Origin of the sequence: Variovorax sp. VRV01 (genome assembly GCF_014852545.1) — a bacterium.
Taxonomy (GTDB): Bacteria; Pseudomonadota; Gammaproteobacteria; order Burkholderiales; family Burkholderiaceae_C; genus Variovorax; species Variovorax beijingensis_A.
Map to the genome: position 1 here is coordinate 1 of NZ_JACVBS010000011.1, position 20820 is coordinate 20820.

Here is a 20820-nt window from a genome sequence, read left to right on the forward strand (position 1 = left end):
GCAGCGGGCCGGCGCCCGCGCGGCGCGCGGGCAGGGCCGGGCCTGCCGGTGCGCCCGCCCGCCGCACGCGCGAGGACTATCCGACCGTGCAGGCCTTCGTCGCCATCGGCGCCAACCTGGGCGACGCCCAGGCTGCCGTGAAGGCGGCCATGGACGCCATCGGCACCATCGAGCGCACCGTGGTGACGGCGCGCTCGTCGCTCTACCGCAGCGCGCCGGTCGATGCGGCCGGGCCCGATTTCATCAATGCCGTGGTGGCTGTGCGGACCGGGCTCACGGCCGAGGCTTTCCTGGCCGAGCTGCACCTGCTCGAGGCGCAGGCCGGCCGCGAACGGCCCTTTCCCAATGCCCCGCGCACGCTCGACCTCGACCTGCTGATGCACGGCAACGCGATCAAGGACACGCCTGCGCTGGCCTTGCCGCACCCGCGCATGCGCGACCGCGCCTTCGTGCTGAAGCCGCTCGCCGAGATCGCGCCCGACAAGGTGCCGCGCGCGGCGCTTGCCCGCGTTTCCTCGCAGGTGATCGAGCGGATTCGCGACTGAGCGGCCGGGGGCGGTGACCCCTGTTGCTCGGCCGGCTTTGCTGCGCCCATTACACTTGCGCGGTTTTTCATGACGTTGTCACGCATTTGTGGCAGCCGCGAACCCAGGAGAGCGCCATGTTCGGCAAGCTGCTGCCCCGCGAGGGGAATTTTTTCGAGATGTTCAACCAGCACGCCGAGCGCATCGTCGAAGCGGCGCGGGCGTTCGAGCAACTCGTGGCCAACTACAACGACGTGCATCTGCGCGAGCAGTACAACCGCGACGTCGACAATGCCGAGCGTGCGGCCGACCGCGTCACGCACGACGTCAACCGGCTGATCCACAAGACCTTCATCACGCCGATCGACCGCGAGCAGATCCACAAGCTCATCAACACCATGGACGACGTGGCCGACCTGATCCAGGACTCGGCCGAGACCATGGCGCTGTACGACGTGCGCCACATGACCGACGAGATCGTGCGCCTCACCGCCCTGAGCGTGAAGTGCTGCGACCGCCTGAAGGACGCCGTCAAGTTCCTCGGCAAGATCGCCGATCCGGCGGTGGCCGAGGCCACGCTCAAGACCTGCGAGGAGATCGACCGCCTCGAGTCGGATGCCGACCGCGTGATGCGCAGCGCCATGAGCAAGCTGTTCCGCGAGGAGCCCGACGTGCGCGAGGTGATCAAGCTCAAGGCAATCTACGAATTGCTCGAGACGATCACCGACAAGTGCGAGGACGTGGCCAACGTCATCGAGGGCATCGTCCTCGAGAATTCCTGAGCGGTAACCATCGATGGCAACGGTTCAGGTCGCCCTCTGGGTGGTGATGGTGCTGGTCGCGCTCGCGATCCTGTTCGACTTCATGAACGGCTTCCACGATGCGGCGAACTCTATCGCCACCGTGGTGTCCACCGGCGTGCTCAAGCCGGGCCATGCCGTGCTGTTCGCGGCTTTCTTCAACCTGATCGCGATCTTCATCTTCCACCTGAGCGTGGCGGCGACGGTCGGCAAGGGCATTGCCCAGCCGGGCGTGGTCGATGTGCACGTGGTCTTCGGTGCGCTCGTGGGTGCCATCAGCTGGAACCTCGTGACCTGGTACTACGGCATCCCGAGCAGTTCGTCGCACGCGCTGATCGGCGGCATCGTGGGCGCCGTGATCGCCAAGACCGGCACCGGCGGCCTCGTGGCGTCGGGCATCTGGAAGACCGTGGCCTTCATCTTCGTTTCGCCCTTCCTCGGTTTCGTGCTGGGCTCGATGATGATGGTGCTGGTGGCCTGGGGCTTCCGGCGCGCCACGCCGTCGCGCATCGACCGCTGGTTCCGGCGGCTGCAGCTGGTGTCCGCCGGCGCCTACAGCCTGGGCCATGGCGGCAACGACGCGCAGAAGACCATCGGCATCATCTGGATGCTGCTGATCGCCACCGGCTATGCCTCGGCCACGGACTCGAGCCCGCCGACCTGGACCATCGTGAGCTGCTACGCCGCGATTGCGCTGGGCACCATGTTCGGCGGCTGGCGCATCGTGAAGACCATGGGCCAGAAGATCACCAAGCTCAAGCCTGTGGGCGGCTTCTGCGCCGAGACCGGCGGTGCGCTCACGCTGTTCCTGGCCACCGCGCTGGGCATTCCCGTGTCGACCACTCACACCATCACCGGTGCCATCGTCGGCGTGGGCTCGGCGCAGCGCGCAAGCGCGGTGCGCTGGGGCGTGGCGGGCAACATCGTCTGGGCCTGGATCTTCACGATCCCGGCGTCGGCTTTCGTGGCCGCCATCGCCTACTGGCTCAGCCTGCAGCTTTTCTGAGCTTCCGGCGCGCGCAGCGGCCAGCTACTGCGAAATCTTCCGGCCTTCCTCGACCTGGTGTTCGAAGTAGCGCTGGAAGCTGAACACGATGCTGGCCATCAGCACCGTGGTGCCGAACAGGAGCGCCAGCACCACGGCGCCGATCGTGGCCCAGTTCGTGCGGCCCGGCGCGGCGTCCGAAGGCGCGCTGCCGTTGAATCGGGCATTCCACTTCTCGGGCGTCATGAGGCCGTAGACGATGGCCGTCAGCGCGCATCCCGCGATGGTGAAGCCCAGCAGCGGAATCAGCACCCAGCTCCAGCCGTCGTCCAGGCCGTACATGCGCGCGCGCTCGATGCCGTACAGGCCCAGCGCCGTGGGAATGGGCAGCAGCCAGCCGAGCCAGTCGCCCATGCCGCGAAGGTAGAAGCGGTGCAGGCCCAGCGGGCCGCCCAGGAAGGAGAGCCAGGCGGCAATGGTCTTGTTTTTCATTCGGGTTGGGTGGTGCTGCCTTCGCCCAGCACTTTTTCCATCAGGACCACGTCGCGCCATTGGCCGAACTTCCAGCCGCAGTCCTTGAGCACGCCCACGTGCGTGAAGCCCTGGCTGCGGTGCACGCCGACCGAGCCGGCATTGGCCGAATCGCCGATGACGGCGATCAGCTTGCGCACGCCCGCCGCTTCGGCGGCCTGCGAGAGGGCGGCCAGCAGCCGGGCGCCCAGGCCCTTGCCGCGTGCGGCTTCGGAGATGTAGATCGAGTCTTCGGCCGAAAAGCGGTAGGCCGGGCGGGGCTTGAACCAGTTGCAGTAGGCAAAACCCAACACCTCGCCGTTTTCTTCGGCCACGAGGTAGGGCAGGCTCTTGCCAAGAACGTCGGCGCGCCGCGCGGCCATGTCCTCGGCCGAGGGAGGCTCGGTCTCGAAGGTGCCGGTGCCGTTGAGCACGTGGTGGGCGTAGATGGCCGTGACGGCCGCGATGTCTTCGTCGCGGCTGGGGCGGATGGTGAGGGTCATGCAGGTGGCAAGCAGAATGCGGCAAGCGCGGAAATTCGGAGAAAACGCAGGTCGGGCTATAATCGCAGGCTTTTCAGCGTGTCGCTGGCCGGGTGGCCATGTCGCGTGTCTCGACGTTGAAAGAACACTGTGAGCGGGCCTCTTGTCAAAAAACGGGCTTGCTGCACCACCCAAGGATAAATCATGGTCGTCATTCGACTTTCCCGCGGCGGCTCCAAAGGCCGTCCGTTCTTCAACATCGTCGTGTCGGACAAGCGCGTTCGCCGCGATGGCCGTTTCATCGAGCGCCTGGGTTTCTACAACCCGACCGCCAAGGAAAACGAAGAAAGCATCCGTATTGCCCAGGACCGCCTGGCCTACTGGAAGAGCGTCGGCGCACAAGCCTCGCCCACGGTCCTGCGCCTGATCAAGCAAGCCGCTGCAGCGGCTCCCAAGGCGGCGGCTTAAGCCGTCCGGCACGCCAATGCTGCCCGCACTCGAAGCCGCCGAATTGCCGGCGGATGCGGTCGAGGTAGGGCGCATCGCCGATGCATGGGGCATCAAGGGCTGGTTCAAGGTCCTGCCCCACAGCGCCCAGCCCGAGGCGCTTTTTTCTTCCAAGCGCTGGTTCCTACAGGCTCCCGGAGCCTCGGCAACCGCAGCTTTCCGGCTCGCGATCCGCGAAGCCAAGGAACATTCCGACTGCATCGTCGCCTCGTCCGAGGACGTGCCCGACCGCAATGCGGCCGAGGCGCTTCGCGGCGCGCGCGTGTTCGTGCCGCGCTCGAGCTTTCCGACGGCCGGCGACGACGAGTACTACTGGGTCGACCTGATCGGCCTGTCGGTGGTCAACCGCGAAGGCGTGGCGCTCGGCACGGTGCGCGAACTGCTCGCCACCGGTCCGCAGACCACGCTGGTGCTCGCGGCCGAGGAAGACGGCAAGGCCATCGAACGCATGGTGCCCTTCGTCTCGGTCTTCGTCGACAAGGTCGACCTGGCCGGCCGCCTTATCACGGTCGACTGGCAACCCGATTTCTGATCTGGGGCTTGCGCGCATGCGCTTCGACGTCCTCACGCTGTTTCCCGAGCTGTTCGCGCCCTTCATGGCCAGTGGCGTGACGCGCCGCGCCTACGAGTCGAAGCAGGTCGAGGTCGTGCTCTGGAACCCGCGCGACTTCGCGCAGGGCAACTACAAGCGCGTCGATGACCGGCCCTTTGGCGGTGGCCCCGGCATGGTGATGATGGCCGAGCCGTTGTCGGCCTGCCTTGACGCGGCGCTGGCCGCGCGCGGTTCCCAGGCGCCGGTCGTGCTGTTCTCCCCGATCGGCCAAACCTTGCGCCACGAAGCGGTCGAGCGCTGGTCGGCCAGCGAAGGCGCGGTGCTGGTCTGCGGCCGCTACGAAGGCATCGACCAGCGCTTCATCGACACGCGCGTGACGCACCAGATCAGCCTCGGCGATTTCGTTCTCTCGGGCGGCGAGATCGCGGCCATGGCCCTGCTCGATGCCGTGGCGCGGTTGCAGCCCGGCGTGCTGGGCGACGAGGCCAGCCACGTACAGGACAGCTTCAATCCTTCGCTCGACGGCCTGCTCGACTGCCCGCACTACACCCGGCCGGAGCAATGGAACGGGCAGGGCGTGCCGGCCCCGCTGCTGTCGGGGCACCACGTGCAGATCGAGCGCTGGCGCCGCGACCAGCGCCTGGCCATCACCGCCGCCCGGCGCCCCGACCTGATTGCCGCCGCACGCGCCGCCGGCCGCTTGAGCAAGGCCGATGAGGCGGTCCTGAAAAAAAAGCTATAATCTTCGGTTCCCCGATCCTCTGCCCGGCCGCGCCTGGCTTTTATTGCGTTCAGCAATAGATCCAAAGGCGCCTTTTGTGTAGCGCGAGCACGATCGAATATCAGGAAATCATGAACCTCATCGAAACCCTCGAGCAGGAAGAAATCGCCCGCCTCGGCAAGAAGATCCCCGATTTCATGCCCGGTGACACGGTCATCGTCAGCGTGAGCGTCGTCGAAGGCACCCGCAAGCGCGTGCAGGCCTACGAAGGCGTCGTGATCGCCAAGCGCAATCGCGGCCTCAACAGCGGCTTCACGGTGCGCAAGATCTCCAGCGGCGAAGGCGTGGAGCGTACGTTCCAGACCTACAGCCCGCTGATCGCCGGCATCGAAGTCAAGCGCCGCGGCGATGTCCGCCGCGCCAAGCTGTACTACCTGCGCGAGCGCAGCGGCCGTTCGGCACGCATCAAGGAAAAGCTGCCGGGCAAGTCGCAAGCAGCATCGGCCGCCAAGTAAGCTGCCTTTTCCTGCCGTGCAAAAAGCCGCCGCTCTGGCGGCTTTTTGCGTTGTGCGCCGTGCACGCTTCTTGCAAAAAGACAGCGCGGCCTTTTTACGCTCTACTCTTTCACTGAAACTCTCTCACTTGACCCACTCCACCGCCCCCATGCAATTCGCTCCCGTCGAACCCGTCAATGCCGTGGTGCCGCCCACGCTGCTGCCGTTCGACCCGCGCGAGGCGCCTGTGGTCGGCGGCCCCGACGGCCTGCCGGCCGTGGCCACCGCGCAGTTGACCACCGAGGCCCTGCGCAGGCGCTTTGCCGCGCCGCCCGAGTGGACGCCCGAATTGCGGCGCGAGCCGCGCCTGACCGACCGTGTCCCGGCGCAGGCGGCCGTGCTGGTGCCCATCGTGCAGCGCCCGCAAGGCGCTACCGTGCTGCTGACCGAACGCACGGCGCATTTGTCCAATCATTCGGGGCAGGTGGCGTTTCCGGGCGGGCGCGTCGACCCCGAGGACGCCAACATCGCGGCGGCCGCACTGCGCGAGGCCTGGGAAGAAGTGGGACTCTCGGCCCAGTACATCGAAGTGCTTGGCAGCCTTCCGACCTACACCACCATCACCTCGTTCATCGTGACGCCCGTGGTCGCGCTGGTGAAGCCCGAATTCGAGCTCACCATCAACCCCTACGAAGTGGCGCTGGCCTTCGAGGTGCCGCTGGCCTGGCTCATGGACCCGGCCAACCATCGCCGCCATACCGTGCCCGCGCCCGACGGCACCCGCCGCGAGTGGTATTCGATGCCCTACCGGGACGGGACCGAAGAGCGCTTCGTCTGGGGCGCCACCGCGGGCATGCTGCGCAATCTCTATCGTTTCCTCAGCGCCTGACTTCGCCCCGGGGCGAGTCGCGGCAGGCGCCCTCGCTATCATCGAAGGATGAGCTTCTTTGCCATCCTGTGTGCGTTGCTGATCGAGCAGGTGAGGCCGCTCGCCTCCCACAACCCGGTGTACGGCGGCGTGCTGGCCTGGACGCGCTGGACCAGCCGCAATTTCGACGCAGGCAAGCCGCACCACGGATGGGTTGCATGGGGCCTTGCGGTGCTCATGCCCACGCTGATGACGCTGGGCATCCACCTGCTGCTGGTGTTCACGCTGGGGTTGCCGTTCGCGGTGCTCTGGAGCATTGCGGTGCTCTACGTCACGCTCGGCTTCCGGCAGTTCAGCCACCATTTCACGGACATCCGCGATGCGCTCGACGAAGGCGACGAGCCGCTCGCGCGCTCGCTGCTGGCGCACTGGCAGGGCGTCGATGCGGCCGAGCTGCCACGCAGCGAGATCGTCCGCCACGTGATCGAGCATTCGGTGATTGCGGCGCACCGCCATGTGTTCGGCGTGCTGGCCTGGTTCTCGGTGCTGGCCGCGCTCGGCCTGGGGCCGGCCGGTGCGGTGTTCTATCGCATGAGCGAATTCGTCTCGCGCTACTGGCACCACAAGAATGGCGCGGCGGTGCAGCCCTCGAGCGTCTCGGTGCAGCGGGCCGCGGAGCGCGCGTGGCACGCGATCGACTGGCTGCCCGCGCGCATCACCGCACTGGGCTTTGCCGTCGTCGGCAGCTTCGAAGAGGCGATCGACTGCTGGCGCAACGACGCGCGGCGCTTTCCGAGCGAGAACGACGGCGTGATCCTCGCGGCGACCTCGGGCGCCGTCAATGTGCGCCTGGGCGGCGGCGCGCTGAGTCCGATCCCGGTCACCGATCCGCTGCCGCGCGCGCAGGCCGGCGATTCGATGGCCGATGGCCGCCGCCTCGACAGCGGCAGCACGCCGGGCCGCGAGCCCGAGCCCGGCCACCTGCGCAGCGTGGTGGGCCTGGTGTGGCGCTCGGTGGTGATGTGGATGGTGCTGCTGGCCCTGCTCACGCTGGCCCGCCTGCTCGGCTGAGCGGCGGTCCCCCAGAAATCATGACCGCCCCCGTACCGGCCTTCTGGAGCCCGCGCATCGCCGCGCTCGAACCCTATGTGCCCGGCGAGCAGCCGCGCATCGCCAACCTCGTCAAGCTCAACACCAACGAGAACCCGTACCCGCCGTCGCCGCGGGCCATCGACGCCATCCAGCAGGCCGCAGCGAACGGCCTGGAGCGCTATCCGGACCCCGCCTCGCTCGCGCTGCGCGAAGCGGTGGCGCGGCAGGCCGGCCTGCTGGATGGCCAGGTCTTTGCGGGCAACGGCTCGGACGAGGTGCTGGCGCACGCCTTCTTCGCCTTCTTCCAGCAGGCCGAGCCGCTGCTGATGCCCGATGTGAGCTACAGCTTCTACCGGGTCTATGCGCAGCTCTACGGCATCGGCTGCGAGCTGCTGCCGGTCGACGAAGGCCTGCGCATCGACGTCGATGCCATGGCAGCCCGCGCCCGCAGCGGCTGCGCAGGCCTGGTGATCGCCAACCCGAATGCGCCCACGGGCATCGGGCTGCCGCTCGCGCGCATCGAGCAGCTGCTCGCGGCCTGCCCCGAGCGCGTGGTGCTGGTCGACGAGGCGTACGTCGATTTCGGCGGCGAGAGCGCGCTGCCGCTCGTCGGCAAATATCCGAACCTGCTGGTGGTGCAGACCTTGTCCAAGTCGCGCTCGCTGGCCGGCCTGCGGGTCGGTTTTGCCTGCGGGCAGGCGCACTTGATCGAGGCACTGGTGCGCGTCAAGGACAGCTTCAACTCCTATCCGCTCGACCGGCTTGCCACGGCCGGTGCGGTGGCCGCGCTCGAAGACGAGGCCTGGTTCCAGACCACGCGCGACAAGGTCGTCGATACCCGCGAAGGCCTCAGCCTGCAGCTCGAAGACCTGGGCTTCGAAGTGCTGCCTTCGCAAGCCAACTTCGTGTTCGCGCGCCATCCGGAGCGCGACGCCGCCGAGCTGGCGGCGCTGCTGCGCGAGCGCGCGGTGCTGGTGCGGCACTTCAGGCAGCCGCGCATCGCGCAGTACCTGCGCATCAGCATCGGCACGCGGGAGCAGTGCGGGGCACTGGTGCAGGCGCTCGAATCGATCCTGGGCGTTCAGTAGCGCGACTGACTGAGCTCGGCGAAGAGTTCGCCATAGATTTTGTAGCGCGTGGCGCTGATCGGCCCCGGCTTGCCGGGTGCGTCCACGTTCGCGATCACGCCGCAGCCCGGCTCGTGCAGGTGGGTGCAGTTGTAGAACTTGCAGTCGTTCGCATGCGCGGCAATGTCGGGCATCAGGCCCGCGAGCTGCATCGGCGCGATGTGATTGAGGCCGAATTCCTGGAAGCCCGGCGAATCGATCAGGCTGGTGGTGCGCGCCTCGTCCACCCAGTACCAGGTGGTGCTGGTGGTGGTGTGCTTGCCCGAATTCAGCGCCTGCGAGATTTCACCGGTCAACGCAGTGGCACCGGGCACCAGCAGGTTGATGAGCGTGCTCTTGCCGGCGCCCGAGGGCCCCAGCACCAGCGTACTCTTGCCCGCGAGCAGCTTCATGAGCGATGCGTAGTCGGCCTCGCCCGACGCCTTGAGCGAGAGCGGCAGCACGCCATGGTGCATGCGGCGGTAGGGCGCGAGCTTGTTCCATGCGCGCTCGAAGGGCTCGGCCAGGTCGCTCTTGTTGAGCGCGATGATCGGCGTGATGCGTTCGGCCTCGGCGGCAATGAGCGCGCGCGCGAGTTGATGCTCCGAGAACTCCGGCTCCGCCGCGATCAGGATCAGCACATGGTCGAGATTGGCCGCGAACGACTTGGTGCGGATTTCGTCCTGCCGATAGAAGAGGTTGCGCCTCGGCACGACTTCCTCGATGGTGCCTTCGTCTTCGCTGGCCTGCCAGCGCACGCGGTCGCCGACCACGGCCTGGCTCTTCTTGCCACGCGGATGGCAGATCAGCCGCTCGCCTGCGGGCGTTTCGACGAGGCAATGGCGGCCGTGGCTCGCGATCACCAGGCCGTCGTGAAGAATGCGCGCGGAGGTGCCGGCCCCCTTGGCGGGAGTGCGGCCCGGCTTAGCCAACGGCGGGTTTCCTCATCACGGTGCCGGACTGGCAGCGACCAGCGCATTGGCCTGGCGCGCGCATTCGAAGTCGGTGCTCGAAAGCCCGCCCACGTCGTGCGTGTTGAAGCGCACCACGCAGCGGTTGTAGTGCACCGACAGGTCCGGATGATGGTCCTGCGTGTGGGCAATGAAGGCCAGCGCGTTCACGAACGCGATGGTCTCGAAGTAGTCGGCGAAGCTGAAGGTCTTCTCGATTGCCACATTGGCACCGTCGCCGTCGAGCTTCCAGCCATCGAGCTTGGCGAGGCCGGAGACGATCTCGGTGGCGCTCAGTGCCTTGCGGGGGATGTTTTTCCAGTCTTTGGGCTTGAACATGCTGCTCATGGTCTGGGCTTTCCGGCAAATGTCTTCTTCAGGCCGCCGTCATGCGCGCGAGGCGCTCGGAGGCCGGGGGGTGGGAATAGTAGAACTTGACGAACACCGGGTCGGGCGTGAGCGTCGACGCGTTGTCCTGGTAGAGCTTGAGCAAGGCGGCCGACAGATCGGCACCGCTGGTTTGCGCCACCGCATAGGCATCGGCCTCGAACTCGTGCTTGCGCGACAGGCGTGCGGGCAGCGGCGCGACGAAGAAGCCGAACACCGGCACCGCGAGCATGAAGAGCAGCAGCGCGAGTGCATCGTTGGGCGCCGTTGCCGCCATGTTGGGCTGCACGCCGAGCCCCGTGTAGAACCAGGCCTGGGTCGACACCCAGCCCAGCAGTGCGAAGCCCGCCAGGCTCAGCGCGAACATCGCAACGAGGCGCTTCACGATGTGGCGGTGCTTGAAGTGGCCGAGTTCGTGCGCGAGCACGGCCTCGACTTCGGCCGCGTCGAGCTGGCGCAGCAGCGTGTCGTAGAACACCACGCGCTTGCTGGCCCCAAAGCCGGTGAAGTACGCATTGGCGTGGGCACTGCGGGTGCTGCCGTCCATCACGAACAGGCCCTTGGCGGCAAAGCCGCAGCGCTTCATGAGCGCCGTCACGCGTTCCTTGAGCGTGGGGTCGTCGAGCGGCTTGAACTTGTTGAACAGCGGCGCAATGAAGGTGGGATACACCAGCATCCCCAGCAGGTTGAAGCCCATCCACACGGCCCAGGCCCAGAGCCACCAGGTGGTGCCGGCCGCGCCCATGAGCCACAGGATCAGCGCCGCAATCGGCAGCCCGATCGCGGCGCCGAGCGCCGTCGACTTGAGCGTGTCGGCCAGCCAGAGGCGCAATGTCATCTTGTTGAAGCCGAAGCGCTCCTCGAGCCTGAAGGTCTGCCAGAGCGTGAAGGGCAGTTCGAGCAGGCCGCCGATGACCGCAAAGGCTGCCAGCAGCGCCAGCTGCTGCACCATGCCGCCGCCGAGCCAAGCCAGCAGCAGCCGGTTGAGCGCGTCGAGCCCGCCCAGCAGCGTCCAGCCCAGCAGCAGCGCGGTGCTCCAGGCCATTTCGACGAGGCCGAAGCGCGCCTTGGCAATGGTGTAGTCGGCCGCCTTCTGGTGGGCGGCAAGGCTGATGGTGTGTTCGAAAGCCGCCGGCACCGCGCCGCGGTGCCGCGCCACGTGGCGCACCTGCCGCGAGGCGAGCCAGAACTTCACGAGCAGGCCCGCGACCAGTGCAACGGCGAAGGCAGTGGTGAAGATGAGCGAATAGGACATGACTGGCGAGTTTAGCCCTCGGGTCCGGCCGGCGCAGGCCTTCGACGACAATCCAGCCATGTCCGAATCCCTTGACCCCACGACCGTCGCAACCCTCCCTGTCCTCAAGAAAAGCGACCAGAACCTGGTCTGGCTCGACTGCGAAATGAGCGGCCTCGACCCCGAGAAGGAGCGCCTGCTCGAGATCGCCGTGGTTGTCACCGGCCCCGACCTCACCCCCCGCATCGACGGCCCCGTGCTGGTCATCCACCAGAGCGACGCGGTGCTCGACGCCATGGACGCCTGGAACAAGGGCACGCACGGGCGCAGCGGCCTGATCGACAAGGTGAAGGCCTCCACGCTGGACGAAGCCGCCGCCGAGCAGCAGCTGCTGGAATTCGTGGCCCGCTATGTTCCCAGGAGCGGTTCGCCGATGTGCGGCAACACCATCGGGCAGGACCGGCGCTTCCTGGTCAAGTTCATGCCCAAGCTGGAGGCGTACTTCCACTACCGCAACCTCGATGTCAGCACCTTGAAGGAGCTGGCCAAGCGCTGGAAGCCCTCCGCCTACAGTGCCTTCAAGAAGCAGCAGGCGCACACCGCGCTGGCCGACGTGCACGAGTCCATCGAGGAGCTCGCGCACTACAGGGAAACCTTTTTGAAATTGACGGATTAGGTAAAAACCCCGAGTCGTGCCATAATCGATGGCTTCGCTGATCTGGGGGATTTTCCGGTCAGCGTCTCTTGCATCTCCCTATCTTGCACACCGCGCCCGATCGCATCCGCTGATCAAAAAGGGCCGCAGCCTCCGGCGGAAGCCAGAAGTTGAATGTCGTTGGATGGTTGATGTTTTTAACCACCAACGGGGCGCCGCCCACGGCAGCGCTCGCGTTTGAGATTGATATCTACATGACCGACGCTTTTGAAGCGCAGGGCGAGTTCGCGCCTGTGCAATCCACCAACAACAACGAATTCATCGCCGCCCCGGACACCGTGTCCGAAGCGCCGATCCTCGAGGCGCTCGACGCCGCAGCGCCTGAAGCAGCCGTGGCCGAAGAAGCCCGCGCGCCCAATGGCTTCATCAAGCTCGGCCTCGCACCCGAACTGATCGCCGCCGTGGCCGACCTTGGCTTCACCCAGCCCACCACCGTGCAGGACAAGGTGATCCCGCTCGCGATGGGCGCTGAAGCCGGCCAGGACGGCAAGGCCCGCTTCGTCGACCTGATGGTCTCGAGCCAGACCGGCTCGGGCAAGACCGCCGCCTTCCTGCTGCCCGTGCTGCACACGCTGCTCAAGCGCCAGGCCGAGGCGGAAGCCGAAGCCAAGGCCGAATTCCAGCGCCTGGCGGCCGAAGCCGCTGCCCGCGGCGAAGCCGTGCCGAAGAAGCCCAAGCGCAAGGACCCGACCAACGCGCGCCATTTCAAGGCCGCCACACCCGGCGCCCTGATCCTCTGCCCGACGCGCGAACTCGCGCAGCAGGTGGCGCACGATGCCATCGAGCTGGTTCGCCATTGCCGCGGCCTGCGCGTGGCCAACGTGGTGGGCGGCATGCCCTACCAGCTGCAGATCGCCAAGCTGCAGAACGCCGACCTCGTGGTGGCGACGCCCGGCCGCCTGCTCGACCTGCAGCGCTCGCAGCAACTCAAGCTCGACCAGGTCAAGTTCCTGGTGGTCGACGAGGCTGACCGCATGCTCGACCTCGGCTTTGCCGACGACCTGGCCGAAGTCAACCAGCTCACCATCGAGCGCCAGCAGACCATGATGTTCAGCGCCACCTTCGCGCCGCGCATCCAGCAGCTGGCCCAGCGCGTGATGCGCGAGCCGCAGCGCATCACCATCGACAGCCCGCAGGAGAAGCACGCCAACATCAAGCAGTCGCTGTACTGGGCCGACAACAGCCAGCACAAGCGCAAGCTGCTCGACCACTGGCTGCGCGACACCAGCATCAACCAGGCCATCGTGTTCGCGAGCACGCAGGTCGAGTGCGACGGTCTCGCCAATGACCTGCAGCAAGAAGGCTTCAGTGCCGTCGCGCTGCACGGCGCCCTGAGCCAGGGCCTGCGCAACCGCCGCCTGATGGCGCTGCGCCAGGGCCAGGTGCAGATCCTGGTGGCCACCGACGTGGCCGCCCGCGGCATCGACGTGCCCACCATCACCCACGTCTTCAACTTCGGCCTGCCGATGAAGGCCGAGGACTACACCCACCGCATCGGCCGCACCGGCCGTGCAGGCCGCGACGGCCTGGCCATCACCTTTGCCGAGTTCCGCGATCGCCGCAAGATCATGGACATCGAGCAATACAGCCGCCAGCAGTTCAAGGCCGAAGTGGTGGCCGGCCTCGAGCCGCAGCAGCGCATGCCGCAATCGCGTCCGCCGATGGGCGAGTACCGCGGCGGCCGCGGCGACAACCAGTCGCGCGACCGCAAGTTCGGCAATGGCGGCGGCGGTGGTTACCGCGGCGGCAACAGCGGCGGCTACGCCGGTGCCAGCGGTTTCAACGACCGCAACGCACGCGGTCCGGCCGCACCGGGTCCGCGCGGCTTCCAGGGCGGCAACAACGCCGGCTTCGGCGGCGGCCGTGACGATGGCGGCAATGGCGGTGGCTACGGCCGCAAGCCGGGCTGGGGCGACAGCGCCCCGCGCGGCGGCCACGGCCAGGGTCACCACGGCGGTGGCCGCGGCGACGGCGGCTTCGCGCCCCGTGAAGGCTTTGCTCCGCGCGAAGGTTTCGCACCGCGCGGCAATGGCGCAGGCCATGGCGGCCCGGGCAAGGTGTTCGTGCCGCGCGACGCCCAAAAGCGTGCGTTCAAGCCCACGCGCTGATCCATTGCAGGGCGGCCAGCCGGCCGCTCGCCCCAAAAAAAGCCCGCGCTTCGCAAGAAGCGCGGGCTTTTTTCATTGCGGGTTTCCGCGGGGAATATGGGCGCGAAACTTGATTGACACATGAATCGATGAAAAGTAATGTATTGAGGCATTGCTTCCCCGGTCCGCACCGCGGCTGCCGGTTCATCGACGTCTGCCTTTCAAAGTTCGAACATGAAAATTGCGATTCTTGGTGGTGGCCACGGCGCCTATGCGGCCGCCGCGGACCTGTCCGAAGCCGGCCATGAGGTGCGCCTGTGGCGCCGCGATGCGGCCGCGCTCCAGCCGGTGGTGCAGGCCGGCGCCATCACGCTGAAAGACGCCGGCGGCGCGCGCGAGGTGCCGCTGGCGCTGGCCACTGCCGACATCGCCGCGGCGCTCCAGGGCGCCGAGCTGATCGTCATTCCCACGCCCGCCATCGCCCAGCACGACATCGCGCTGGCCATGGCGCCGCACCTGGCCGACGGCCAGGTCGTTTTCCTGCCGCCGGGCACCTTCGGCAGCTATGTGATGGCAAGGACAGTGAAGCAGGCCGGCAGCCGCGCCGACGTGGCCTGGGCCGAGACCGGCACCCTGCCGTACCTCGCGCGCAAGCACGGCGAGCGCGAGGTGAACGTCACGATCCGCGCCATCCGCCTGCCGACCGGCGTCTACCCGGCGCGCAAGGAGGCCGAGGCCATCGAGCTGATCCGCCGCGCCTACCCGGCGGTGCATGGCTGCGGCAATGCGCTCTCGGGCGCGCTCATGAACGCCGGCCCCGTCATCCACCCGCCGCTGATGGTGATGAACGCCGCGCCGCTGCAGCACTTCGAGCGCTGGGACATCCACAACGAAGGCACGCAGCGCGCCGTGCGCGACGTGACCGACCGGCTCGACCAGGAGCGCATGGCCGTGCGCGAAGCCTTCGGGCAGCGCGCGCCGCACTATCCGCTGGCCGACCACTACAACAACGACCAGTGGATGTACGGCGACGCGCACAAGCAGCTCGTCAAGTCGGGCGACTGGCGCGAGAACATCGACCTGCACACGCACCGCTACATCACCGAGGACACCGAGCTCGGCCTCGCCTTCCTGGCCTCGGCCGCGCGCCATGCGGGGGTGGACGCGCCCATCGCGCACGGCCTGCTGGCGATCGTCGGCGGCTTTCTCGGCCGCGACCTGCGCTACGGTCCGCGCACTTTCGAGAGCCTGGGCCTGGCCGACCTGAGCGCGGCGCAGCTCGCGCAGAGGCTGCACGATGGTGAATGAGCGCATGTCGTTGCCCCGCTTCGCGGCCGTTGGCGCGGGCCGCATGGGGCGCGGCATCGCGATCGCCTTCGCCTACGCGGGCCACCGCATCTCGCTGGTCGACCTGCGCCGGCGCAGCGATGCAGCCTGGCAGCGGTTGCAGGACGAAGCGCAGGCCGAGATCGAAGCCAGCCTCGCCGGCCTGGCGCAGCTCGGCGTGATCGACGCGGCACAGGTGCGGTCGATCGCCGCGCGCGTGGACTTCGTCAACGCCGCCGAAGCGCCGCAGGCACTGGCCGCCGCCGAGCTGGTGTTCGAGGGCGTGCCCGAAACCATGGAGGCCAAGCGCGAGGCCTTCGAGCAGCTCAACCGCCACTGCCGCGACGACGCCATCCTCACCTCCACCACCAGCAGCATCCTCGTGACGCAGCTGGCGGCGCTGGTGCGGCTGCCCGGGCGCTTCCTGAACATGCACTGGCTCAATCCGGCCTATGTGATTCCCGTGGTGGAGCTCAGCTGCCATCCTGGCACCGATGCCGCGGTGCTCGCGCGCACCAAGGCGCTGATGGAAGCCATCGGCAAGCTGCCCGTGGTCTGCGGCGCGTCGCCCGGGTACATCGTGCCGCGCCTGCAGGCGCTGGTGATGAACGAGGCGGCCCGCATGATCGAGGAGGGCGCCGCCACCGCCGAGGAAATCGACAAGGCCACGCGCTACGGCCTCGGCCTGCGCTTTGCCGCACTCGGTGTGGTCGAGTTCATCGACTTCGGCGGCTGCGACATCCTGCACCACGCGAGCCGCGAGATGTCGGCCTCGATCGACAAGGGCCGCTACACCGCGCCGGCCATCGTCGATCGCATGGTCGAGGAAGGGCGGCTCGGCCTGAAGAGCGGCAGCGGCTTCTACGACTACCAGGGCCGCGACATCGCGGCCTACCGGCGCGACGTGCTGTCGCGCACGCTCGGCGAGTTGAAGCACGCGGGCCTGTGGCGCGCGCCGGCCAGCGAGACGCTGCCGTGACGATCCGCCGCGCCTTTGCCGACCTGTCGGTGGGGCAGGTGCACTACGCGGCATGCGGCGATGCGAGTGCGCCGGCCATGCTGCTGCTGCACCAGTCGCCGCGCAGCTGGGCCGAATACCGTGCGGTGCTGCCGCTGCTCGGCGCGCGGTACCGCGCCATTGCCATGGACACCGCGGGCTTCGGCGATTCGGCGGACGGCGGCGTGCCCGCGGGCATCGCGCAGTGGGCGCGCGTGGCCTGCGAGCTGCTTGATTCACTCGGCATTGCGCGGGCCGACGTGGTGGGGCATCACACGGGCGGCGTCATCGCGGTCGAACTCGCGGCGGCGTTTCCTGACCGCGTGCGCAGCCTCGTGCTGTCGTCCACGCCGTACACCGGCGAAGCCTTTCGCATCGCAAGGGCCGAGAGGCCGCCCATCGACGAGGTCGCCCCAAGCGAAGACGGAAGCCATCTCGCCGCACTCTGGCAAAAGCGCCAGGGCTTTTATCCCGAAGGGCGCCCCGACCTGCTCGAGGCCTTCGTGCGCGATGCATTGAAGGTCGGCCATCGCGTGGAGCAGGGGCACCGCGCCGTCGCGTCCTACCGCATGGAAGAGCGCATCGGCCGCGTGACGCAGCCCGTGCTGATCATCCGCGCCACCGCCGATCCGTTTGCCGCCCCGCATGCAGAGGAGCTGCTGCACCACCTGCCGCAGGCACGCATCGTCGACATCGAAGGCGGCATGGTCCCCTTGCCGGACCAGATGCCTGAAGCCTTCGCGCAGGCGGTGCTCGACTTTCTTTCGACGCTGCCCTCATGAAAGCCATCCGCATCCACGGCTTCGACGCGGTGCCCGTGCTCGAAGACCTGCCCGACCCGGCGCCGCGGCCCGGCCGCACTATCGTGCGCATGCAGGCCGCCACCGTCGGCCACATCGACCGCACCGTGTGGCGCGGCAGCTTCCTGCGCCATCCGCCGCTGCCCTACACGCCCGGCGTGGAAGCCGCAGGCGTCGTCATCGCCAGCGGGCGTTTTGCCGCCGGGCAGCGCGTGTGGCTGCGCGGCAGCGGCCTGGGCACGCTGTTCGACGGCACCTGGTGCGAGCAGATCGATGCACCCGACGAAGCGCTCGGCCTGCTGCCCGACGCACTGCCGATGACGGTCGGCGCCGCGTTCTTCTCGCCCACCACGTCGGCCTGGGTGGCGCTGCATGAAGTCGCGAAGCTGCAGGGCGGCGAGCAGGTGCTGGTCACGGGGGCGAGCGGTGCGGTGGGCTCGCTCGCCGTGCAGCTGGCGCGCGAGCTTGGCTGCACCGTGAGGGCGGTCGATCCGGACGCCGAAGCCCCGCCGCCCGCGAGTGCAGACCTGCTGATCGACACGGTCGGCGGCAGCGTTCTTTCGGCGGCCTTGCCTGCCGTGCGGCCCGGCGGGCGTGCCGTGCTCATCGGCTACACCGCAGGCCCCACGCTGCAGCTGGACATTGCGCACTTCCTGCAGCGCGACGTGTCGCTGCTGCCGCTCAACATGTTCAGGCGCGAAGCCGCCGGCCGAGCCGCGGCGCCCGAGCTGCTCGCGCGGCTGGCCGACGGCCGCCTGCACCTGGAGGTGCGCAGCTTCGCGCTCGCCGATGCCGCCATGGCGCTCGAATGGATCGCGCAGCGCGGCCATCGCGGCCGCGCAGTGCTGGTGCCCTAGTCTTCCTCCGGCTCCTCGACCGGCACATGCACGTGCAGGTCGATCATCTGCCGCAGGGTCTGCTTCAGTTCTTCGGCGCGCCGCAGGCCGAAGGGTTCGAGCACGCGCCGCTCGTGGTCGCGCGCGAGTTCCATCAGGTGCTCCACCGCCTTCAAGCCCTTGCGCGTGATGCGCACCAGCGTGATGCGGCGATCACTTTCATGGGGCAGCCGCTCGACCTGTCCGCGTGCCTCCATGCGGTCGAGCAGCCGCGTGACGGTCGGCTGCTTGGTCACTGTCACCTGCGCGAGCTGGCCGATGCTGATCGGCTCGCTGCCCGCGAGCGAGGCCATCACGCGCCACTCGGACACCGAGAAGCCCTGCTGCCGCGCCACCTCGTGGAACTCCGAGGAGATCAGCTGGCTGGCCTGTGCCAGCAGCGCCGGCAGGTAGTCGTCGACGAAGCGATGTGTTTCAGGAGATGGCTCGGCCATGGAGGCACCTCACGGCCAAGCGCCTCGAACCAGCCGCGGGCACGCTGCTTGCATGTCTAGGGTAATTCATGATTGTGGATACATTCATTTGTCAACATTATAGAAAGCACGGTGCGGCAGCTTGCACGCACCGTCCCACGAGAGAGAACAAGGACCGACATGGCTGAGCGTTCGTTCGTCGAAGAAGTCAAGAAGCTGCGGCTTTCTGGCGGAGATGTGTTTCGCGGTGAAGGCATTCTGGCGGTCACCAAGGCCTTGCTCGAATCGGGAGTTTCCTATGTGGCGGGGTACCAGGGGGCACCCATCTCGCACCTGATGGACGTGCTGGCCGATGCGCAGGACATCCTGGCCGAGCAGGGCATCCGCTTCGAGAACAGCGCGAGCGAGGCCACCGCGGCCGCCACGCTGGCCGCTTCCGTCAACTATCCATTGCGCGGCGCCGTCACCTTCAAGGCTACCGTGGGTACCAACGTGGCCTCGGACGCGCTGGCCAACCTGGCCTCGGGCGGCGTGACCGGCGGCGCGCTGATCATCGTGGGCGAGGACTACGGTGAGGGCTCGTCGATCATGCAGGAACGCAGCCATGCGTTCGCGATGAAGTCGCAGATCTGGCTGCTCGATCCGCGGCCCAACCTGCCGAGCATCGTCGATGCGGTGAAGCAGGGCTTCGACCTTTCGGAAGCGAGCCATACGCCCGTGATGCTGCAGCTGCGCATCCGCGCCTGCCACGTGCACGGCCACTTCATTGCCGGCGACAACAGGCGCGCGAAGTTCACGCTCAAGGACGCGCTCGAGAATCCGCAGCGCGACGTCGGCCGCATCGTGCTGCCGCCCGCGAGCTTCGTGCACGAGCAGGAGAAGGTGCGGGACCGCTGGCCCGCGGCCGTGCGCTTCATCGAGGAGCGCAAGCTCAACGAATTCTTCTCCGAGGACGCCGACGACATCGGCATCATCGTGCAGGGCGGCAGCTACAACACGCTGCTGCGCGCACTCGAGCGGCTCGGCCTGGCCGACGTGTACGGCAACACCCAGGTGCCGCTCTACGTGATGAACGTGGCCTACCCCGTCATCGAGAGCGAGGTGATCCGCTTCTGCGAAGGCAAGCGTGCGGTGCTGGTCGTGGAAGAGGGCCAGCCCAACTTCGTCGAGCAGAATCTCGCGACCATCCTGCGCCAGGCCGGCTCCACCACCGCGCTGCATGGCAAGGACATGCTGCCCGTGGCCGGCGAGTACACCGCATCCGAACTGCTGAAGGGCGCGCGCAGCTTCTGCGAGCGCTACGAACGCCTGACGCCGCTGCCGGTGCCCGTGCCGGTGCGCAAGGTGATCCCGCTGAAGGAGGTGGCCGCCATCGGCGTCGATGCCGCACCCGAGCCGGCCATGCCGTCCTCCGCGCTTGGCGACGTCGTGCACGCCCGGCCGCCGGGCTTTTGCACCGGCTGCCCAGAACGCCCGATCTTCAGCGCGATGAAGCTGGTCGAGCGCGAGCTCGGTGCGCACCACGTGAGCGCCGACATCGGCTGCCATCTGTTCTCGATCCTGCCGCCCTTCAACATCGGCAACACGACCATGGGCTACGGGCTCGGCGGCGCCGGCGCCTCGGCGCTCAATGCGCCGGCAGGCAAGCGCGCGATCTCGATGATGGGCGACGGCGGCTTCTGGCACAACGGCCTGACCAGCGGCGTGGCGAATTCCGTCTTCAACAAGAGCGACAACCTCACCATCGTCGTCGACAACAACTACACCTCGGCCACGGGCGGCCAGGACATCCTCTCGTCGAACGCCGTCAACAGGACGCGCAGCACCGGCCACGAGATCGAGCGCGCCGTGCGCGGCGTGGGCGTCGAGTGGGTGAAGACGATGCGCCGCACCTACGACGTCGCCGGCATGCGCGACGCGCTGAAAGAAGCGCTGACCACGACGAAGAAGGGCCCCAAGGTCCTGATCGCGCAATCGGAATGCATGCTCAACAAGCAGCGCCGCGAGAAGCCGCTTGTGCGCAAGGCCATCGCCGACGGGAAGCGCATGGTGCGCGAGAAGTTCGGCGTCGATTCAGACACCTGCACTGGCGACCACTCGTGCATCCGCCTGTCGGGTTGCCCGTCGCTGTCGATCAAGCCGAACCCCGATCCGCTGCGCACCGACCCGGTCGCGACGGTGCTCGACAGCTGCGTGGGTTGCGGCGTGTGCGGGGAGGTCTCGCATGCGGCGGTGTTGTGCCCCTCGTTCTACAAGGCACAGATCGTGAGCAACCCGAGCCGCTGGGATGTGCTGCGCGAGCGCCTGCGCAGCGCCATCATCGGCTGGCTGCAGCGCGGCGAAGCGCGCCGCCGCGAAACCTATGCCTTCTGA

The 20820-nt window shown here is 67.8% G+C and carries 23 protein-coding genes; 17 read left to right on the top strand and 6 right to left on the bottom strand.

Features of this window, described 5'->3' with window-relative positions; all coding sequences use genetic code 11:
- The 3 genes from folK to IB278_RS19650 all read left to right on the top strand — a co-directional run.
- A partial coding sequence (folK, locus tag IB278_RS19640; protein ID WP_318646690.1) for a 2-amino-4-hydroxy-6-hydroxymethyldihydropteridine diphosphokinase occupies positions 1-545 on the top strand: 545 nt, incomplete at its 5' end.
- Positions 546-661: 116 nt separating this feature from the next.
- A complete protein-coding gene (locus tag IB278_RS19645) occupies positions 662-1306 on the top strand; it encodes a DUF47 domain-containing protein (protein ID WP_021006205.1) in 645 nt (214 codons plus the stop codon).
- Positions 1307-1319: 13 nt separating this feature from the next.
- The gene (locus tag IB278_RS19650; RefSeq protein ID WP_145741555.1) at positions 1320-2330 is read left to right on the top strand and encodes an inorganic phosphate transporter; all 1011 of its coding nucleotides are present in this window, start codon (positions 1320-1322) and stop codon (positions 2328-2330) included.
- Positions 2331-2354: 24 nt separating this feature from the next.
- On the opposite strand, the gene IB278_RS19655 is transcribed toward IB278_RS19650, so the two are convergent.
- A complete protein-coding gene (locus tag IB278_RS19655) occupies positions 2355-2801 on the bottom strand; it encodes an NINE protein (RefSeq protein WP_145741557.1) in 447 nt (148 codons plus the stop codon).
- Positions 2798-3322: a GNAT family N-acetyltransferase gene (locus IB278_RS19660; RefSeq protein WP_192324932.1), complete on the bottom strand. Its 525-nt coding sequence runs from the start codon at positions 3320-3322 to the stop codon at positions 2798-2800. Before IB278_RS19660 ends, IB278_RS19655 begins: the two co-directional genes overlap by 4 nt.
- Before the next feature lie 183 nt (positions 3323-3505).
- On the opposite strand from IB278_RS19660, the gene rpsP reads away from it, so the two are divergent.
- The 7 genes from rpsP (at position 3506) to hisC (ending at position 8624) form a co-directional block, all read left to right on the top strand.
- Positions 3506-3769 (top strand): 30S ribosomal protein S16, encoded by a 264-nt coding sequence (gene rpsP, locus IB278_RS19665; protein ID WP_007831311.1) that lies wholly within the window; start codon positions 3506-3508, stop codon positions 3767-3769.
- A gap of 16 nt (positions 3770-3785) precedes the next feature.
- Positions 3786-4340: a ribosome maturation factor RimM gene (rimM, locus tag IB278_RS19670; RefSeq protein WP_145741560.1), complete on the top strand. Its 555-nt coding sequence runs from the start codon at positions 3786-3788 to the stop codon at positions 4338-4340.
- Between the two features lie 16 nt (positions 4341-4356).
- Positions 4357-5103 carry a tRNA (guanosine(37)-N1)-methyltransferase TrmD gene (trmD, locus tag IB278_RS19675; protein WP_145741561.1) on the top strand — a complete coding sequence of 249 codons (747 nt, stop codon included), beginning with the start codon at positions 4357-4359 and terminating at the stop codon, positions 5101-5103.
- 110 nt (positions 5104-5213) lie between these two features.
- Complete coding sequence (gene rplS / locus IB278_RS19680; RefSeq protein ID WP_018903298.1) at positions 5214-5597, top strand: 50S ribosomal protein L19; 384 nt, start codon at positions 5214-5216, stop codon at positions 5595-5597.
- A 148-nt stretch (positions 5598-5745) separates the two neighbouring features.
- Positions 5746-6465 (top strand): CoA pyrophosphatase, encoded by a 720-nt coding sequence (locus IB278_RS19685; protein WP_192324934.1) that lies wholly within the window; start codon positions 5746-5748, stop codon positions 6463-6465.
- A 48-nt stretch (positions 6466-6513) separates the two neighbouring features.
- On the top strand, positions 6514-7515 hold the full coding sequence (locus tag IB278_RS19690) for a CobD/CbiB family protein (RefSeq protein ID WP_192324936.1): 1002 nt from the start codon (positions 6514-6516) through the stop codon (positions 7513-7515).
- A 20-nt stretch (positions 7516-7535) separates the two neighbouring features.
- Positions 7536-8624: a histidinol-phosphate transaminase gene (hisC, locus tag IB278_RS19695; protein WP_192324938.1), complete on the top strand. Its 1089-nt coding sequence runs from the start codon at positions 7536-7538 to the stop codon at positions 8622-8624.
- Here hisC and rsgA read toward each other — a convergent pair.
- Genes rsgA through IB278_RS19710 form a run of 3 tightly spaced genes read right to left on the bottom strand, consistent with a single transcriptional unit; the run spans position 8618 to position 11234 of the window.
- Positions 8618-9574, bottom strand: a complete 957-nt coding sequence (gene rsgA, locus IB278_RS19700) for a ribosome small subunit-dependent GTPase A (RefSeq protein WP_025569485.1) — start codon at positions 9572-9574, stop codon at positions 8618-8620. The genes hisC and rsgA overlap by 7 nt on opposite strands.
- Positions 9575-9589: 15 nt before the next feature.
- Positions 9590-9940 (bottom strand): 4a-hydroxytetrahydrobiopterin dehydratase, encoded by a 351-nt coding sequence (locus IB278_RS19705; protein WP_025569483.1) that lies wholly within the window; start codon positions 9938-9940, stop codon positions 9590-9592.
- Positions 9941-9968: 28 nt separating this feature from the next.
- Positions 9969-11234, bottom strand: coding sequence for a M48 family metallopeptidase (locus IB278_RS19710; protein ID WP_192324940.1), 1266 nt, complete (start codon positions 11232-11234; stop codon positions 9969-9971).
- 58 nt (positions 11235-11292) lie between these two features.
- Here IB278_RS19710 and orn point away from each other — a divergent pair, with 58 nt between their 5' ends.
- The 6 genes from orn (at position 11293) to IB278_RS19740 (ending at position 17995) form a co-directional block, all read left to right on the top strand.
- Complete coding sequence (orn, locus tag IB278_RS19715) at positions 11293-11889, top strand: oligoribonuclease (RefSeq protein ID WP_012746626.1); 597 nt, start codon at positions 11293-11295, stop codon at positions 11887-11889.
- A 233-nt stretch (positions 11890-12122) separates the two neighbouring features.
- On the top strand, positions 12123-14036 hold the full coding sequence (locus tag IB278_RS19720) for a DEAD/DEAH box helicase (RefSeq protein ID WP_192324942.1): 1914 nt from the start codon (positions 12123-12125) through the stop codon (positions 14034-14036).
- A 213-nt stretch (positions 14037-14249) separates the two neighbouring features.
- Positions 14250-15323: an NAD/NADP octopine/nopaline dehydrogenase family protein gene (locus tag IB278_RS19725; RefSeq protein WP_145741571.1), complete on the top strand. Its 1074-nt coding sequence runs from the start codon at positions 14250-14252 to the stop codon at positions 15321-15323.
- Positions 15313-16320 (top strand): 3-hydroxybutyryl-CoA dehydrogenase, encoded by a 1008-nt coding sequence (locus tag IB278_RS19730; RefSeq protein ID WP_192324943.1) that lies wholly within the window; start codon positions 15313-15315, stop codon positions 16318-16320. Before IB278_RS19725 ends, IB278_RS19730 begins: the two co-directional genes overlap by 11 nt.
- A complete protein-coding gene (locus tag IB278_RS19735) occupies positions 16317-17120 on the top strand; it encodes an alpha/beta fold hydrolase (protein ID WP_192324945.1) in 804 nt (267 codons plus the stop codon). Before IB278_RS19730 ends, IB278_RS19735 begins: the two co-directional genes overlap by 4 nt.
- On the top strand, positions 17117-17995 hold the full coding sequence (locus tag IB278_RS19740) for a quinone oxidoreductase family protein (RefSeq protein WP_192324947.1): 879 nt from the start codon (positions 17117-17119) through the stop codon (positions 17993-17995). Before IB278_RS19735 ends, IB278_RS19740 begins: the two co-directional genes overlap by 4 nt.
- Here IB278_RS19740 and IB278_RS19745 read toward each other — a convergent pair.
- Positions 17992-18468 (bottom strand): MarR family winged helix-turn-helix transcriptional regulator, encoded by a 477-nt coding sequence (locus tag IB278_RS19745; protein WP_025569755.1) that lies wholly within the window; start codon positions 18466-18468, stop codon positions 17992-17994. The genes IB278_RS19740 and IB278_RS19745 overlap by 4 nt on opposite strands.
- A 159-nt stretch (positions 18469-18627) precedes the next feature.
- Between IB278_RS19745 and IB278_RS19750 the strand changes: the two genes are divergently transcribed.
- Complete coding sequence (locus IB278_RS19750) at positions 18628-20820, top strand: indolepyruvate ferredoxin oxidoreductase subunit alpha (RefSeq protein WP_192324949.1); 2193 nt, start codon at positions 18628-18630, stop codon at positions 20818-20820.